The 14,604-nt window shown below is 74.4% G+C and carries 13 protein-coding genes and 1 pseudogene; 10 read left to right on the top strand and 4 right to left on the bottom strand.

Translation table 11 applies throughout. The features are described from left to right. Positions 1-18 precede the first annotated feature (18 nt). A complete protein-coding gene (locus tag E4N63_RS11220; protein WP_125622152.1) occupies positions 19-1,521 on the bottom strand; it encodes a CoA-acylating methylmalonate-semialdehyde dehydrogenase in 1,503 nt (500 codons plus the stop codon). 118 nt (positions 1,522-1,639) lie between these two features. Here E4N63_RS11220 and E4N63_RS11215 point away from each other — a divergent pair, with 118 nt between their 5' ends. From E4N63_RS11215 to E4N63_RS11205, 3 genes are all read left to right on the top strand, one after another. Then, a complete protein-coding gene (locus E4N63_RS11215) occupies positions 1,640-3,223 on the top strand; it encodes a PucR family transcriptional regulator (RefSeq protein ID WP_230240551.1) in 1,584 nt (527 codons plus the stop codon). 124 nt (positions 3,224-3,347) lie between these two features. Further along, positions 3,348-3,749 carry a BlaI/MecI/CopY family transcriptional regulator gene (locus E4N63_RS11210; RefSeq protein ID WP_230240550.1) on the top strand — a complete coding sequence of 134 codons (402 nt, stop codon included), beginning with the start codon at positions 3,348-3,350 and terminating at the stop codon, positions 3,747-3,749. After that, on the top strand, positions 3,749-4,678 hold the full coding sequence (locus tag E4N63_RS11205; RefSeq protein WP_230240549.1) for a M56 family metallopeptidase: 930 nt from the start codon (positions 3,749-3,751) through the stop codon (positions 4,676-4,678). The genes E4N63_RS11210 and E4N63_RS11205 overlap by 1 nt, the downstream gene beginning before the upstream one ends. 37 nt (positions 4,679-4,715) lie before the next feature. On the opposite strand, the gene E4N63_RS11200 is transcribed toward E4N63_RS11205, so the two are convergent. The 3 genes from E4N63_RS11200 to E4N63_RS11190 all read right to left on the bottom strand — a co-directional run bounded on the left by E4N63_RS11200 (position 4,716) and on the right by E4N63_RS11190 (position 6,624). Continuing rightward, positions 4,716-5,171, bottom strand: a complete 456-nt coding sequence (locus E4N63_RS11200) for a tellurite resistance TerB family protein (protein ID WP_019710236.1) — start codon at positions 5,169-5,171, stop codon at positions 4,716-4,718. Positions 5,172-5,321: 150 nt separating this feature from the next. After that, positions 5,322-6,338, bottom strand: a complete 1,017-nt coding sequence (locus tag E4N63_RS11195; RefSeq protein WP_230240548.1) for a sporulation protein — start codon at positions 6,336-6,338, stop codon at positions 5,322-5,324. A gap of 64 nt (positions 6,339-6,402) precedes the next feature. After that, positions 6,403-6,624: a hypothetical protein gene (locus tag E4N63_RS11190; RefSeq protein WP_019710234.1), complete on the bottom strand. Its 222-nt coding sequence runs from the start codon at positions 6,622-6,624 to the stop codon at positions 6,403-6,405. 316 nt (positions 6,625-6,940) lie between these two features. Between E4N63_RS11190 and E4N63_RS11185 the strand changes: the two genes are divergently transcribed. The 7 genes and pseudogenes from E4N63_RS11185 to E4N63_RS11155 all read left to right on the top strand — a co-directional run bounded on the left by E4N63_RS11185 (position 6,941) and on the right by E4N63_RS11155 (position 14,587). Beyond that, a complete protein-coding gene (locus E4N63_RS11185) occupies positions 6,941-7,204 on the top strand; it encodes a twin-arginine translocase TatA/TatE family subunit (protein WP_230240547.1) in 264 nt (87 codons plus the stop codon). Between the two features lie 310 nt (positions 7,205-7,514). Next, positions 7,515-9,065 carry a S8 family peptidase gene (locus E4N63_RS11180; RefSeq protein WP_230240546.1) on the top strand — a complete coding sequence of 517 codons (1,551 nt, stop codon included), beginning with the start codon at positions 7,515-7,517 and terminating at the stop codon, positions 9,063-9,065. Between the two features lie 298 nt (positions 9,066-9,363). Beyond that, positions 9,364-10,116: a GntR family transcriptional regulator gene (locus tag E4N63_RS11175; RefSeq protein ID WP_125622168.1), complete on the top strand. Its 753-nt coding sequence runs from the start codon at positions 9,364-9,366 to the stop codon at positions 10,114-10,116. Between the two features lie 294 nt (positions 10,117-10,410). After that, positions 10,411-10,587, top strand: coding sequence for an SPOR domain-containing protein (locus E4N63_RS11170; protein ID WP_125622170.1), 177 nt, complete (start codon positions 10,411-10,413; stop codon positions 10,585-10,587). Between the two features lie 150 nt (positions 10,588-10,737). Then, positions 10,738-11,151: pseudogene (locus E4N63_RS11165) on the top strand ((deoxy)nucleoside triphosphate pyrophosphohydrolase); the annotation flags it as partial. Between the two features lie 225 nt (positions 11,152-11,376). Then, positions 11,377-11,805, top strand: coding sequence for an ATP-binding protein (locus E4N63_RS11160; RefSeq protein ID WP_230242437.1), 429 nt, complete (start codon positions 11,377-11,379; stop codon positions 11,803-11,805). Between the two features lie 139 nt (positions 11,806-11,944). Next, on the top strand, positions 11,945-14,587 hold the full coding sequence (locus tag E4N63_RS11155) for a SpoIIE family protein phosphatase (RefSeq protein WP_228429975.1): 2,643 nt from the start codon (positions 11,945-11,947) through the stop codon (positions 14,585-14,587). Positions 14,588-14,604 lie beyond the last annotated feature (17 nt).

Here is a 14,604-nt window from a genome sequence, read left to right as displayed (position 1 = left end):
CGGGTCTCTCGGTGCGGCTCAGTCGTTCTGCGGGAAGCCGAGGTCGATGCCGCGGTGCCGCGGATCGGGCCAGCGGGTGGTCACGGTCTTGGTCCGGGTGAAGAAGTGCACGCCGTCGGGGCCGTAGGCGTGCGTGTCGCCGAACAGCGAGTCCTTCCAGCCGCCGAAGGAGTACGACGACACCGGCACCGGGATGGGCACGTTGATCCCGACCATCCCGGCCTCGGCCTCCTCCTCGAAGCGGCGGGCGGCGCCGCCGTCGTTCGTGAAGATCGCGGCGCCGTTGCCGTAGGGGCTGCCGTTGACCAGGGCCAGCGCCGCGTCGTACGAGTCCGCGCGCAGCACGGACAGGACCGGGCCGAAGATCTCGTCGGTGTAGACGGACATGTCCGGGGTGACGCGGTCGAAGAGGGTCGGGCCGAGCCAGAAGCCGCCCGCGTCCCCGTCGACGGGATGGGTCCGGCCGTCGGCCACCAGTTCCGCGCCGGCGGCCGTGCCCGCCTCCACATAGCCGGCCACCCGGTCCCGGTGCGCCGCGGTGACCAGCGGCCCCATGTCGCAGCCGCGCCGGCCGTCGCCGACCCGCAGACCGGCGATGCGCTCGGCGATCCGGGCCACCAGCGCGTCGGCGACAGGTTCCACGGCCACCAGCGCGCTGACGGCCATGCACCGCTCGCCCGCCGAGCCGAAACCGGCGTTGACGGCGGCGTCCGCGGCGAGGTCCAGATCGGCGTCCGGCAGGACCACCATGTGGTTCTTCGCCCCGCCCAGCGCCTGCACCCGCTTGCCGTGGGCGCTCGCCGTCTCGTACACGTACCGGGCGACCGGTGTGGATCCGACGAAGGACACCGAGGCCACGTCCTCGTGGGTCAGCAGCCGGTCCACGGCCTCCTTGTCGCCCTGCACCACGGTGAAGACACCGTCCGGCAGGCCCGCCTCGCTCCACAGCCGGGCCAGGAGCAGCGAGGCGGACGGGTCCTTCTCGCTCGGCTTGAGGACGACGCTGTTGCCGCAGGCGATCGCCACCGGAACGAACCAGAGCGGGACCATCGCCGGGAAGTTGAACGGCGAGATGACCGCCGTCACGCCGAGGGGCTGCCGCACCGCGTGCACGTCCACCCCGGTCGAGACGCCCGCGGTGTGCCCGCCCCTGAGCAGGTGCGGGATGCCGCAGGCGAACTCCACGACCTCCAGGCCCCGCTGCACCTCACCCGCCGCGTCGTCGAGCACCTTGCCGTGCTCGGCGGTGATGGCCGCGGCCACCTCCCCGGCCCGCTCGGCCAGCAGCCGGCGGAACGCGAAGAGGACCGCTGTCCGCCGGGACAGCGACGTGCGGCGCCATGCGGCGAAGGCGCCGCGGGCGGACGCGACGGCCTCGTCCACGGTGGCCACGCCGGCCAGGTCCACCCGCGCGGTCACGGAGCCGGTCGCCGGATCGAACACCTCCCCGGTGCGTTCCGGCGTGCCGGTCCACGGCCTGCCGTCGATCCAGTGGGTGATGCGCTGCTGTGTGTCGGTCATGCGGCACATTGCACCGGCCGCACGCGCCGGGGCGTAGCTGCACACCGTCGGATGTGGCACGATCTGCCGACACTCTGTAAGGCGGCCCCGGGCCGCGGGACCGGGAGGAGGCGAGGAGGTGTTCCCGACCGTCGCCGACGTCCTGGCCATGCCCGAACTGCGCCAGGGCGACCCGGAGGTGGTGGCCGCCGCGGAGGCGGTGACCCGCCGGGTGCGGTGGGTGCACTGCGTGGAGCTCCCGGAGGTCGCGCCCCTGCTGCGCGGCAGCGAACTCGTCCTGGCCACCGGCATCGCCCTGCCCGCCGACGCCGCCGGGCTCGACCGCTACGTCCGCGAACTCAGCCGCGCCGGGGCCGCCGGCCTGGTCGTGGAACTCGGCCGGCGCTGGACGGCCGAGCTGCCCGGCTCGCTCGTCTCCGCCTGCGAACGGGAGAAACTGCCGCTGGCCGTCCTCCACCGGGAGGTGCGCTTCGTCAGCGTCACCCAGGCCGTCGGCGAGCAGGTCGTGGACGCCCAGGTGCTGGAGCTGCGCGCCGCCGGGCAGATCCACGACGCCTTCACCGCCCTCAGCATGGCCGAGGCCGGACCGGCCGACATCCTCGCCGAGGCGGCGCGCCTCGCCGGGTGCCCCGTGGTGCTCGAGTCCTTCCACCACCAGATCCTCGGCTACCACACCGGCGGCCGGCCCGCCTCCGACCTGCTGCACGACTGGGAGGACCGCTCCCGCCGCATCCGGATCGGCGAGCGCACCGGCTACGATCACCGCGCCGGCTGGCTGGTGACCGTGGTCGGCTCCCGCGGCGACGACTGGGGCCGGCTCGTGCTCGTCACCCCGCAGCCGCCCCCGCACCGCCACCTCGTCCTCGTCGAACGCGCCGCCGCGGCCCTCGCGCTGCACCGGCTGCACGCACGACACCGGGACGGCGTCGAACGCCAGGCGCACCACGCCCTGCTCACCGCGCTCCGCGACCGCCCGGTGGACGATGAACTGATCGGCCGCTGCGCCGAGGCGGGCGTACCGCTGACCGGCCGCGCGCTGCTGGGCCTCGCCGCCCGGCCCGTCGTCCAGCGCCGCCGCCGGACATACGTCGCCGCCGACGCCCTGACCGCGCTGGCGGACTCCCTCGTGGTGACGCTGCGCCAGCGCGGGGTGCCGGCCCTGGTCGCCGTCGAGTCCGACGACGTCGTCGCCCTCCTCGCCCCGCCCGCGGGCGCGGACACCGATGCCCTCCTCGCCGCGGTCGCCGCCGGCACCGGGTCACCCGCGGAGACCGTCCTGGCCGTGGGGGAGACGGTGCGACCCCGGACGCCGGCGCTCCCTGGCCGAGGCCCGGCACGTGGCCGCGTCGCTGCGCCCCGACGGCCCGGCCCGCCCCACCACCGCCTGGCGGACGTGCATCTGAGAGGACTGCTCCACCTGCTGTCCGGCGACGACCGGGTCACCCGCTTCGTCCAGCGGGAGATCGGGGCGCTGCTCGACCACGACGCCGGACACGGCACCGCCCTGTACGAGGTGCTGCGCGCGGTGCTGGCGACGGGCGACAAGACGGCGGCCGCCGCCGCGCTGCACATCTCCCGGCCGGTGCTCTACGACCGCATCGCGCGCGTCGAGCGCATCCTCGGACGGGACCTGTCCGACCCCGCGACGCGCACGTCCCTGCACGTGGCCGTGCTGGCCCACGGGACGCCGCCGGGCCGGTGACCCGGGGGCGCGCTCGGGCCGCCGGCGGACGCACCGGCGTACGCGCCGCGGCCCCGCGCCGCGCCGCGCCGGTACGATGGGCCGTTGATCTCGGCCGGACGGCACGGCCGCGGAGGGAGGGGCCATGGCGCAACCGGACAGCGGCGGTTCACGGCCGCGGCGGCGGGGCCAGGGCGAGCTGGAGGCCCAGGTGCTGTCCGTACTGCGCGAGGCACCCGGACCCGCGACCGCCGGCTGGGTGCTGGACCGGCTCGGCGGGGGGCTGGCCTACACCACCGTGATCACCATCCTCACCCGGCTGCACGCCAAGGAGGCCGTCACCCGGGAGCGGTCCGGCCGCTCCTTCACCTGGCGGGCGTCCTCCGACGGGGCGGGGCTCGCGGCGCTGCGCATGCGCCGGGTCCTGGACGGCGAGACGGACCGGGAAGCGGTGCTGGCGAGCTTCGTCACCGCGCTGCCGCCCGACGACGAGCGGCTGCTGCGGGAACTCCTGGACCGGGAAGCCGGCGCACCGGACGGCCGGTGATGGGCGTCTTCGTCTTCCTGCCCCTGGTGCTGCCGCTGACGGCCTGGCCCATCGCCCGGCTGGCCGAGCAGCACCTCCATCCCCGCGCGGCCACCCTGCTGCTGACCGGCGCCGCCGCCGTCCTGGCGGTGTGCAGCACGCTCTGCCTGGCTCTGCTCATGGTCGTCGGCACCGCCCAACTGCCGGGCAATCCCTTGCCGGACGGCTGGTCCGATCCGGAGGTGCGGGAGGCCGTCCCCTATGACGAGGTCCTGGGGGTCGCGGCCATTCCCGTGCTCAACGCCGTGGCCGGGGGCTGCGCACTGACACTCTGGCGCCACCGCCGGACGCGGCTCCGCGTCCGGCGGGCCCTGGACGGGCTGCCCGGCTCCCAGGTGGCCGTCCTGCCCGACGAGACGCCGTACGCCCACGCGCTGCCCGGCGGGCGGGGCCGCATCGTGGTGTCCGCGGGCATGCTGGCCGCGCTGCAGCCCCGGGAGCGCCGGGCGCTCTTCGCCCACGAGCGGGTCCATCTGACGGCGCGGCACCACCGTTATCTGCTGCTGGTCCAGCTGGCGGCCCGGGCGAACCCCTTTCTGCGGCCCCTGCGGACCGCGGTCCTCTACGGGGCCGAGCGCTGGGCCGACGAGGAGGCGGCGCGCACCGTCGGGGACCGGCGCCTGGTGGCCCGCGCCATCGGGAAGGCCGCGCTGGTCTCCGCTCCGGCGCCCGCGCCGGCCTTCCCCGGCTTCGCCTCGCCGGGGCCCGTGCCCCGCAGGGTCCGGGCGCTGCTGGCCCCGGCCCCGCCGGCCCGCGTCTGGCCGCCCGCGCGCACGGCCGCCGGGCTGGCCGCCTGGGCCGCGGCCATGGGCACCGCGGCCTCCGCCTTCTCCTCGGCGAACGCGGCCGTGGCGCTGTTCCTCGTCCTGCAGGCGGCGACCCCGCTGTGAGCCGGGGGTGTGGCCGGGGGTGCGGCCCGGGCCCGGCTCAGAGGTCGAACTCGTGGGGCGGCAGGTCGAGGGTGTAGCAGGCCTCGCGGACGACGGCCTGCTCGGTCTTGTCGAAGTCGCCGTCGGCGCCGCCGATGACGATGCCGATCTGGACGACGGCGCGGGCCTCGGCGGGCTTCTTCTTCGCCTTGGCGATCTCCTGGAGGACGCCGACCTTGCCGAAGTCGAAGTCGGCGGTGAGCTTGTCGAGGTTGGCGTCGAAGCGGCGCTGGAGGTCCTCGGCGGGGAAGTTCCGCAGGACGTCGTTGCTCGTGATGAGCTGGGCGACACGCCGGCGCTCGGCCGGGTCGATCGTCCCGTCGGCCGCCGCGACCAGAGCGCACATCGCCATGCTCGCGTCGCGGAACGCGCCGCTCTTCAGGTCGTTCTTCTTCGCCTCCAGTTGCGTCTGCATCGTCTGGGCGGATTCCTTGATGCGGTCCCACAGAGCCATGAAAGGTCCTTGCCTGGTCGGGGGGTGGTCCGGGCCGGGCGGACGCGGCCGCCCGGACACCGGACATCTCTACATTTCTGTAGAAGCTACAGGGTCACGGGGTGCCGGGAAGAGCAACTCCCCGGCGCGGAGCGGCGGACGGCGGGCCCGTCAGCCCTCCTCGTCCTCCTCCTCGCCCTCGAAGGCGTCACCGATCTCGTCGACGACCTCGGCGGCCACCAGGCCGCCGGCGACCCCGACGGCCAGGCCGGCCGCGCCGGCCGCGATGGCGGTGCCCATGCCGGGGCCGGAACCGTGGCCGCCGTGGTGGTGGCCGTCCTTGTGCGCGTCCCCGCCTCCGTACGGGCCGCCGTGGCCGTACGTCTGGCCGTACGGCGCGGGGGCCCCGTACGCGGCCCGGTGCTCGACGAGTTGCCGGATCCAGGAGTCGACCTCGGCCTGCCAGTCGCGCGCCGCGGCCTCGTCGTGCCCGACGGTGTGGCGGCTCAGGGCGTCGTGGCCGCCGGAGAAGAGCCCGCCGCGCTTGTCGGCCTCCAGCACGACCTCCACCCCGGCGGGACCGGCGAGGAAGGTCACCTCGATCTCGTTCACCGCGTGCGCGTACTGCGGGGCGGGGGAGAGCTCGATCTCCTGGTAGAACGGCAGTTGCTGCCCCGTGCCGTGGATGCGGCCCAGCTCCAGGTCGGCGGAGGTGAATCCGAAACCGAGCCCGCCGAGGGCTTCCAGCACGGCCTCCTGGACCGGCAGCGGACGGACCGTCAGCGCGTCGAGGTCGCCCTTGTCCTTCGCCCCCGCCACCGCCAGTTCGGTACGCACCCCCAGGACCACGCCCAGCGGCTGACCGTGGAGCTCGGTGACGGGGGTCTCCCAGGGCAGCGTCACGGCGAACGGGACGGCACGTTCCTCGCCCTCCGCGAGCCGGAAGCCGCCGCCCACCGTGAAGCGCTCGAAGGGGACGGTGCCCTCCCGCTCGCCCTCCTCGTGCTCCGCCTCGACCCGGGCGACCAGCTCCAGCGTGATCTGCTCGATCTCGAAGTCCGCGCTCCCGCCCCGCAGCAGGACCTGTCCGCGCAGGACCCCGCCGGGCGGCACGGCGTCGTCCTCCAGAACCGTGTCCACGGTCGGTCCGCCGACACCGAGCGTTCCGAGCAGTCGTTTGAACACCATGGCGGCGTTCACTCCTTCTTGTCCGTTCCTGTGTTCCCTGCCGGGGCCGCCGCGCGGCCTCCGGTCACTTGGCCGATGCGTCCAGGGCCACCAGGGCCTGGGCCCACCGGGCGTACTTCAGCGATCCCAGATCGGCGACCGTCTTCACGCCGAAGGCCTCCCGCAGCAGCTCGCCGTCGCGGTCCGACACGCCCTTGAGGGCCGAGACCGGTGCGGCCAGGACTTCGGGGAGGCTCTTGTCCGCCCACGCCTTGTCCAGCACCTTGTCCAGGTCGATCGAAGCCACCGTGTCCTCCTGAAGTTCATCCGTCGGTCCGGGCGCAGACGCTTGCCGCACCGCCGCCCGGGGCATGCTCCGGCCGGCGGCTGACGGGCCGTCTGTTCATGTTCTACATGCGTGTAGAAGAATAGGCCGCCCGGCGTCGTGCCGTCCGCGGAGCGGGGGTCTCGGCGGGGGAACGTCCGAAAGACGTGGTCTCCCGGACCCGTCCGGCGCGGAGGGCCCCGGACTCCAGCGCATGCGGGGGCCCGGCGGGCCCCCGGCCGGGGGGCGACTTTCGGACAGACGGGGCAATCATCGGTGCGCGGAAGGGAATACACAGATGTTCGGGATCAGCGAAATCGCCCTCATCCTCATCGTCGTCGTCGTGCTGCTCGGGGCCAAGAAGCTGCCCGAGCTGGCGCGTTCGATGGGGAAGTCGGCCCGCATCCTCAAGAGCGAGGCCAGGGCGATGAAGACGGGTGACGGAACCGGCCCCGGCGGTGGCGCCTCGGAGCCGCCGGCACCGCGCACCATCCGGGCCGCACCGGGGGACGTCATCTCCCGTACGGACGGCGGCCCGGGGAGCGGGACCACGCGGACGTGAGCGGGGCGGTGGCGGAGCCGGCCGGGCGGTGAACTCCCGCCGAAACGCGGGTGACCGGTGGGGTGGGCGCACTCTTGTGCGAGGGACGGAGGTCGGCCACTCTTGCGTCGGCGAGCGGCCGTGCATGTCCGCCGGCGCCGCCGCGCCCGCGTATCGGCGCCCCGGCCGCCGGTTCCGGGCGGCACCCCACCCGCGCACCTTTCCGAGAAGGAACCCCCATGGCAGTGATGCGCAACCCCGGCAGCCCCAACAGCCCCGGCGCTTATGGCGTTCCCCGCGCCCCCGGCTCCGCGCCCTCCCGAGCCGCCCATTGGTTCGTCCGGCCCTCGCGGCCGGCGCGGCCCTCGTCCTCGGCGCGGTCTGGGCCCTGCCCGCCGCGGCCGCACCGCCCGCGGAGGGCGAGATCCTCGGCGCAGGCGGCGCCGGAGCGGTCGAGGACAGCTACATCGTCGTGCTCGACGAGGACGCCCCCGCGGCGGACTCCCGGCAGGGCCGCGCGCTGGCGAAGCGGTACGGCGGCGAGATAGCCGAGACCTACGACGCCGCGCTCAACGGCTTCGCGCTCGACCTGCCGGAGCGCCAGGCCCGGCGGCTGGCCGCCCATCCCGACGTCGCCTCGGTCCACCGCAACCGGACGGTCACCACGGCGGCGACCCAGCCCTCCCCGCCGTCCTGGGGCCTGGACCGGCTCGACCAGCGCGAACTCCCCCTCGACTCCAGCTACACCTACCCCGACTCCGCCGGTGAGGGCGTCACCGCCTACGTCATCGACACCGGAGTCCGCATCAGCCACCAGGACTTCGGCGGCCGTGCCTCGTACGGCTACGACGCCGTCGACGGGGACACCTCCGCCGACGACGGCGTCGGCCACGGCACCCATGTCGCCGCCACCATCGCCGGCACCGAGCACGGGGTGGCCAAGAAGGCCGAGATCGTCGCCGTCCGCGTGCTGGACGACAACGGCTCCGGCACCGAGGCGGGCGTCATCGCCGGTATCGACTGGGTGACGAAGAACGCCGTCAAGCCGGCCGTCGCCAACCTGAGCCTGGGCGGCAGCGCCAGCGACGCCCTGGACGCGGCGGTCCGGGGCTCCATCGCCTCCGGCGTGACCTATGTCGTGGCGGCCGGCAACTCCGGTGCGGACGCCTCCACTTCGTCCCCGGCGCGGGTGGCCGAGGCCGTGACGGTCGGCGCCGTCACGAAGGCCGGGGCGCGCTCCGGCTTCTCCAACTACGGCGAGAGCGTGGACCTCTTCGCCCCCGGCTCCTCCATCACCTCCGCCACGAACGCCGGTGACACGGCGACCGACACCGCGTCCGGCACCTCGATGGCCGCCCCGCATGCGGCGGGCGCCGCCGCGCTCCTGCTCGGCGACCGGCCCTCGGCCGCTCCGTCGGAGGTCTCCGGCACCCTCGTCTCGTCGGCGGTGCCCGGCACCGTCGGCAACCCGGGCGACGGATCGCCGGACCGGCTGCTGCACATCGGCGGGCAGGCGGGCGGCGGCGGCCAGGGGCCGGCCGTCGCGCGGTTCGAGAACACCGCCGACCTCCTCATCGCCGGCACGGCGGTCACCGAGTCCGCCATCGCCGTCTCCGGTGTCGGGGACAGCGCCCCGGCCGATCTGGGGGTCGACGTCGACATCCGGTTCGCGTGGAGCGAGAGTCTCCGGATCGAGCTGGTGGCCCCCGGCGGCTCCGTCCACGTGCTGAAGGAGGCCGGCCCCGAGGGGATGGCGGAGAGCACCGCCCACTACACGGTCGACGCCTCCGGTGAGACGGCGGACGGTGTGTGGAAGCTCCGTGTCCACGACCCGGCCTCCGCGACCCCCGGCTTCCTCAACTCCTGGGCCCTGCGGTTCTGATCCCGGGCGGGCCCCGCCCCACACCGGGTCGCGGCCCCGGCTCGTCCCCTCCCGTCCCGTTCGCACACCGCGGGGCGGGACGGGGCGTGCCCACCCGGCGCACCGGGCCCACCCCTGAGCCCCGGAGGACGCAGCACACCCGGCGCACGCGGCGCACGCACGCCGCTTCCCCGGCCGGGCCCGTTCATGCCTGCTCCCACCCAGCATCAGCCCTTCGGGCGAATCTTTGGCCTTTGCTTGCGATGGCAACTCTCGGTTGCCAAGCTGTCGCAGAATGTCAACTCGTTGGGAGGGGCACGTGTCCTTCGGTGAGCAGCCCGCGTATCTCAGGGTCGCCGGCGACCTGCGGCAGAAAATCGTCGACGGTGCCCTGGCGCCGCACACCAGACTCCCCTCCCAGGCCCGCATCCGCGCGGAGTACGGCGTCTCCGACACCGTGGCGCTGGAGGCCCGCAAGGTGCTGATGGCCGAGGGGCTGGTGGAGGGACGTTCGGGCTCGGGCACGTATGTACGGGAGCGCGTGGAGCCGCGCCGCATCGCGCGGACCGGGTACCGCTCGGCGGACGACCGTAGCCCCTTCCGGCAGGAGCAGGCCGACGAGCGGATGCGGGGCACGTGGGAGTCGCGCAGCGAGCAGGAGGCCGCGTCCCCCGAGGTCGCCCGGCGGCTCGGTGCCGAGCCGGGCGACCGGGTCATGTGCACGCGCTATCTCTACCGCACCGAAGGGGAGCCGATGATGATCGTCAGCTCCTGGGAGCCGCTGGCGGTCACCGGCCGCACGCCTGTGATGCTGCCCGAGGAGGGGCCACTGGCCGGGCGCGGGGTGGTGGACCGGATGGCGGCGATCGACGTGGTCGTGGACAACGTCCAGGAGGAGGTCGGGGCCCGCCCGGGGCTCGCGGAGGAGACGGTGGTGCTGGGCGGGGTGCCCGGCCGGGTGGTCATCGTCGTCTCCCGGACATTCTTCGCCTCGGGCCGGGCGGTGGAGACGGCCGACGTGGTGATCCCGGCGGACCGCTACCGCCTCTCGTACCACCTCCCCGTCAGATGAGCACCGGGAGCCGCCCCGCCGCCCGTTTCCGCGCCCGGGGCGTCCCGGCCCGTCCCCCGCCAGGGGTCTCCGTCCCCGCCGCGGAGCCCGGAGCCGTGCTCCGGGGCCCGCCCGGCGGTGACGTCGGCACGCATTCGCCTGCTCGAACGGGTGGCCGGATGCGTGCCTCTTCGTGCAAACTCGTATCCGCTCCGTAAGGGCCCGGCGTAGGCTCGGGCATATGCAGACTGCTGTTTCCTCACAGAACGGAACCCTGTGCGCGGGCTCGCGCGCCCCGGCGCGGGAGGGGCGGCGATGAGTGACAGCGGCGCGGTCCTCCCCTGGCTCGTCATACGCGAGGACGGCAACGGCAACCGCTACCGCGTCGGCAGTTACGCGACGCGCGGGGAGGCGGAGAAGGCCGCGGCCCGGCTCCACCGGTCCGGGGGTGAACAGCTGTACGTGGTCGAGCGCGTGGCCCGCGGCTCGTAGAGTCCGTCCCATGACGGAGGACCTCGTATGACCCGGGACCGGGAAGCGCGGGAGACGCGGGCAGCGGGCCCGGAAGCCCCGCACACCCCGGAAGCCCGGGAAGCGCCGCACACCCCCGGAGCCCCGCACACCCCGGAAGGGGCGGAAGCGCGTGTTGTCGTCGGCGGCGCCGTCCTGCGCGACGGCAGGCTGCTCGCGGCCCGGCGCAGCGCGCCGCCCGCGCTCGCCGGCCGGTGGGAGCTGCCCGGCGGCAAGGTGGAGCCGGGCGAGACGGCCCCCGAGGCCCTGGTGCGTGAACTCCGCGAGGAACTGGGCGTGGAGGTGGTCCCCGTCGCCCGTGTCCCCGGTGCCTGGCCCCTCTCGCCGCCCCATGTCCTCCAGGTCTGGACGGCGCGGCTGGTCTCCGGTGAGCCGGAGCCGCTGCAGGACCACGACGCCGTGCGCTGGCTGACGCCCGAGCGGGCCGGCGAGGTGAACTGGCTGGACCAGGACCGCCCCGCCGTCGCCGAGGTCGTACGGCGGCTGGCGGCGGAGGCCGGCGGAGCGTGCGCCGGAGCGGGGTGACGCGGGGACGGGGCATGGGGCGGGCGCGCTGCGCCGTTCGTGCCACAGGTGCTGCGGCAATGCGATATTCACACCGTGATATCGGGTAAGCGATGCTTCGACCGGATAAGTCCGGCCGCAGTGTGCCAGTAACCCCGCTCGGGCCGTGACGCCCGGCCTGCCGTCACCGGTTGGGAAGTGGTCGGTGTGAGTGACACCACAGGGTCCCCCGAGCCGGCGGTCCCGTTGTCCTTCCGGCCCGCCGGGGCGGTGGCTCCCGGCACCCCTCCCCTGAACGGGCAAGTGGCCGAATGGAGCTTCTCCGCCGGACCCGGCGCGCTGCGCGACGCCCGTGCGCTGACCCGGGCCACGCTGCGGGAGTGGCGGCTGAACGCTGTGAGCGATATCACCGTACTGCTGGTCAGTGAGTTGGTGACCAACTCGCTCCGCTACGCGAGCGGCCCGATCGGAGTCCGTATGGAACGCACCCCGAACCGTACTCTTGTGGTCGAAGTGTCCGACCCGCTGCCCGATCCGCCTCTGACGCGCGTCGCCGCCCCGGAGGACGAGGGGGGCCGCGGTCTGCAACTCGTGGCCGGTGTCTCCCACCGCTGGGGTGCCCGCCGGGGCAGTTCGGGGAAGACGGTGTGGTTCGAGCTGGTCCTCTCCGGTTAGGAGAGAGAAAGGACCTGATCACGTCCGATTCAACAGTTGAAACCGTGCTGTGATCGTGAAGGCCGTGTTCCGGATGGTGTTGGTGCTGGATACTCGGCCCATGCCGGTCCGGGCAAGGTGAGCTGGAGGGGACGGGCGCGTGAGCGATATACCAGCGGGGCCGGGATCGGCCGGCGAGGGAACCGGTGTGCCCGTGTGGCAGGGGCACCCGCCCGGCTCGATCTACGACTACATCGGGGTGGCCTCCTTCTCGCTGGGGCCGGACGGCAGGATCGCCCAGTGGAGCGACCGGGCCGCGGAACAGCTCGGCATCCCCGCCCGCGACGCTCTCGGCAAGGACCCGGTCGAAGCCTTCCTCCGGCCCGATCTGCGGGACCGGGGGCGCCGCACGATGGCGGACGTCATGGACGGCCGCGAGTGGGTCGGCCTGGTCCCCTTCCGGGCCGCCGACGGCTCCGGGGCGCACGGCCTCGCCGAGGTCTATGTGATGCCGGCCGACACCGAGAAGGGCGAACGCGGCGCCGTCTGCATCGTCGTGGACGTCCGCGCCCTCCGCGGCATCGAGACCGACCTTGCCGTTTCGGAGGCGGTTTTCGGCCAATCTCCGATGGGCTTCATGCTCTTCGGCACGGACCTCCGCATCATGCGGGTGAACGAGCGCTTCGCCACCGTCTTCGGCGGCACCCCCGAGTCCCACCGCGGCTGCGTCCCCGCCGACTATCTGCCGCCCGGCGAGGCCGACCGGCTGGAGAACGCGGTCCGCAAGGTGCTGGAGACCGGCAGCCCCGTCACCGACCTCCAACTCCTCGGCTCCGTACGGGGCGACGAGGAGCAGCACCGCTGGACCGTCAACCTCTACCGGCTGCACAACGCGGGCGGCCGCCCCATCGGCGTGGCCGGCCTCGGCACCGACGTCACCCGGCGGCGGAACGCCGAACGCGAGGCCGCCAGCGCCCGGCGCAACCTCGCCCTGCTCAACGCCGCCGGCGCCCGGATCGGCAACTCCCTCGACCTGGAGACCACGGCCCGGGAACTGCTCGCGGTGGCCGTGCCGCAGTTCTGCGACATCGCCTCCGTCGACCTCTTCCAGGGACTCCTCAGCCGGGACGAGGCCCCCTTCTCCGCGCGGGTCGGCCGCGAGCCGGTGCCCGGGCTGGCCGACGGCAGCGCCGAGATGCGCCGGGTCGCCTTCGCCAGCGCCGTCTCCGGCGCCCCGCTGCCGATATCCGAGCCCGACGACGGAGAGGAACGGCGGAGCGCGAGCTCCCCGGTGAAGGTGGGGGCCGTGCACCGGTACCCCTTCGACTCCTCGCTCGCCGACGCCCTGCGCACCGGCCGCCCCCACGTCGTCCCCGGCTGGGGCAGCGACGACCGGCCCGACCTGGCCGCGATCGTGCAGTCCACCCTGGCCGTGCCGATGATCGCCCACGACACGGTGGTCGGCCTCGTCCGCTTCTCCCGGGTGAAGGGCAGCGAGCCGTTCGGCGAGCGCGATCTGGGCCTGGCCGCCGAGCTGGCCTCCCGCGCCGCCGTCTGCATCGACAATGCCCGCCTCTACCGCCGCGAGCACGAGCGGGCGCTGATCCTCCAGCGCAGCCTGCTGCCGCCCGGCGACCCGGAGGCGGCGGGCCTCGACATCGCCTGCCGCTACCTGCCCGGCACCACCGCCACCGAGGTCGGCGGCGACTGGTTCGACGTCATCGAACTGCCCGGCCACCGCACGGCACTGGTCGTCGGCGACGTCATGGGCCGCGGCCTGCGCGCCGCCGTCGCCATGGGCGAACTGCGCACCGCCGTCCGCACCCTGGCCATGCTCGACCTGGAGCCCGCCGAGGTGCTCTCCCACCTGGACGAGATCGCCCGCGGCCTGGCCGCGCCCGCCGGCACCCACGTCGCCCACGGCACGCAGAGCGGATCGCGCTCCGCGGCCCGGAGCGGCCGCGAGGCCGACGACCTCTCCGAGGTCTACCTCGCCACCTGCGTCTACGCGGTCTACGACCCCGTCACCCGGCGCTGCACCTTCGCCAACGCCGGTCATCTGCCGCCCGTCCTGGTGGAGCCCGGCGAATCGGCTCTCATGATGGAGGTCCCCACCGGGATGCCGCTCGGCGTCGGCGGGGAGCCCTTCGAGGAGGTCGAGGTCGAACTCCCCGACGGGGCGCTGCTGGCCCTCTACACCGACGGCCTCGTCGAGTCCCGCGAGCACCCGCTGGAGGAAGGGCTGCAGGCGTTCCGCGCCGCCCTGGACAACCAGGGCCGGCCGCTGGAGGACGTGGCCGACCATGTGCTCAACACCCTGCACACCCAGCACGGCGAGGACGACACCGCCCTGCTCATGGCGAGGGTCCAGGGCCTGCCGACGGAGTCCGTCGGCGACTGGACGCTGCTGCGCGAGCCGCAGTCGGTCTCCCGGGCACGGGAACTGGCCCGGGACCAGGTGGTGGCCTGGGGTCTGGAGGAGCTCGTCGACACGACCGAGCTGCTGGTCAGCGAGCTGGTCACCAACGCCCTGCGGTACGGCGAGGGGGAGATCCGGCTCCGTCTGCTGCTGGACCGCACCCTGGTCTGCGAGGTGTGGGACAGCGGCCTCGTCCAGCCCCGGCGGCGGCGCGCGCGCGACACCGACGAGGGCGGCCGGGGGCTGCAGCTCGTCGGACTGCTCAGCAGCGGCTGGGGCAGCCGGCGCACCCCGCGCGGCAAGACCGTCTGGTTCGAACTCGCCCTGCCGGACGGGGAGTCACCGGGCACGGACCCGGTCGAGGCGCTGCTCAGCCTCTACTGACGCCGGGCCGCCGGCTC

Origin of the sequence: Streptomyces sp. MNU89, from assembly GCF_020982505.1 — a bacterium.
GTDB classification, from domain to species: domain Bacteria; phylum Actinomycetota; class Actinomycetes; order Streptomycetales; family Streptomycetaceae; genus Streptomyces; species Streptomyces xinghaiensis.
The sequence above is the reverse complement of the archived record's forward strand: the minus strand, read 5'-3'. Positions and strand labels throughout refer to the sequence as shown.

Coding starts and splice junctions, on each gene's coding strand:
- E4N63_RS11220 (WP_125622152.1), bottom strand. CDS start 1,521: ATGACCGACACACAGCAGCGCATCACCCACTGGATCGACGGCAGGCCG.
- E4N63_RS11210 (WP_230240550.1), top strand. CDS start 3,348: ATGGCGCAACCGGACAGCGGCGGTTCACGGCCGCGGCGGCGGGGCCAG.
- E4N63_RS11205 (WP_230240549.1), top strand. CDS start 3,749: ATGGGCGTCTTCGTCTTCCTGCCCCTGGTGCTGCCGCTGACGGCCTGG.
- E4N63_RS11200 (WP_019710236.1), bottom strand. CDS start 5,171: ATGGCTCTGTGGGACCGCATCAAGGAATCCGCCCAGACGATGCAGACG.
- E4N63_RS11195 (WP_230240548.1), bottom strand. CDS start 6,338: ATGGTGTTCAAACGACTGCTCGGAACGCTCGGTGTCGGCGGACCGACC.
- E4N63_RS11185 (WP_230240547.1), top strand. CDS start 6,941: ATGTTCGGGATCAGCGAAATCGCCCTCATCCTCATCGTCGTCGTCGTG.
- E4N63_RS11170 (WP_125622170.1), top strand. CDS start 10,411: ATGAGTGACAGCGGCGCGGTCCTCCCCTGGCTCGTCATACGCGAGGAC.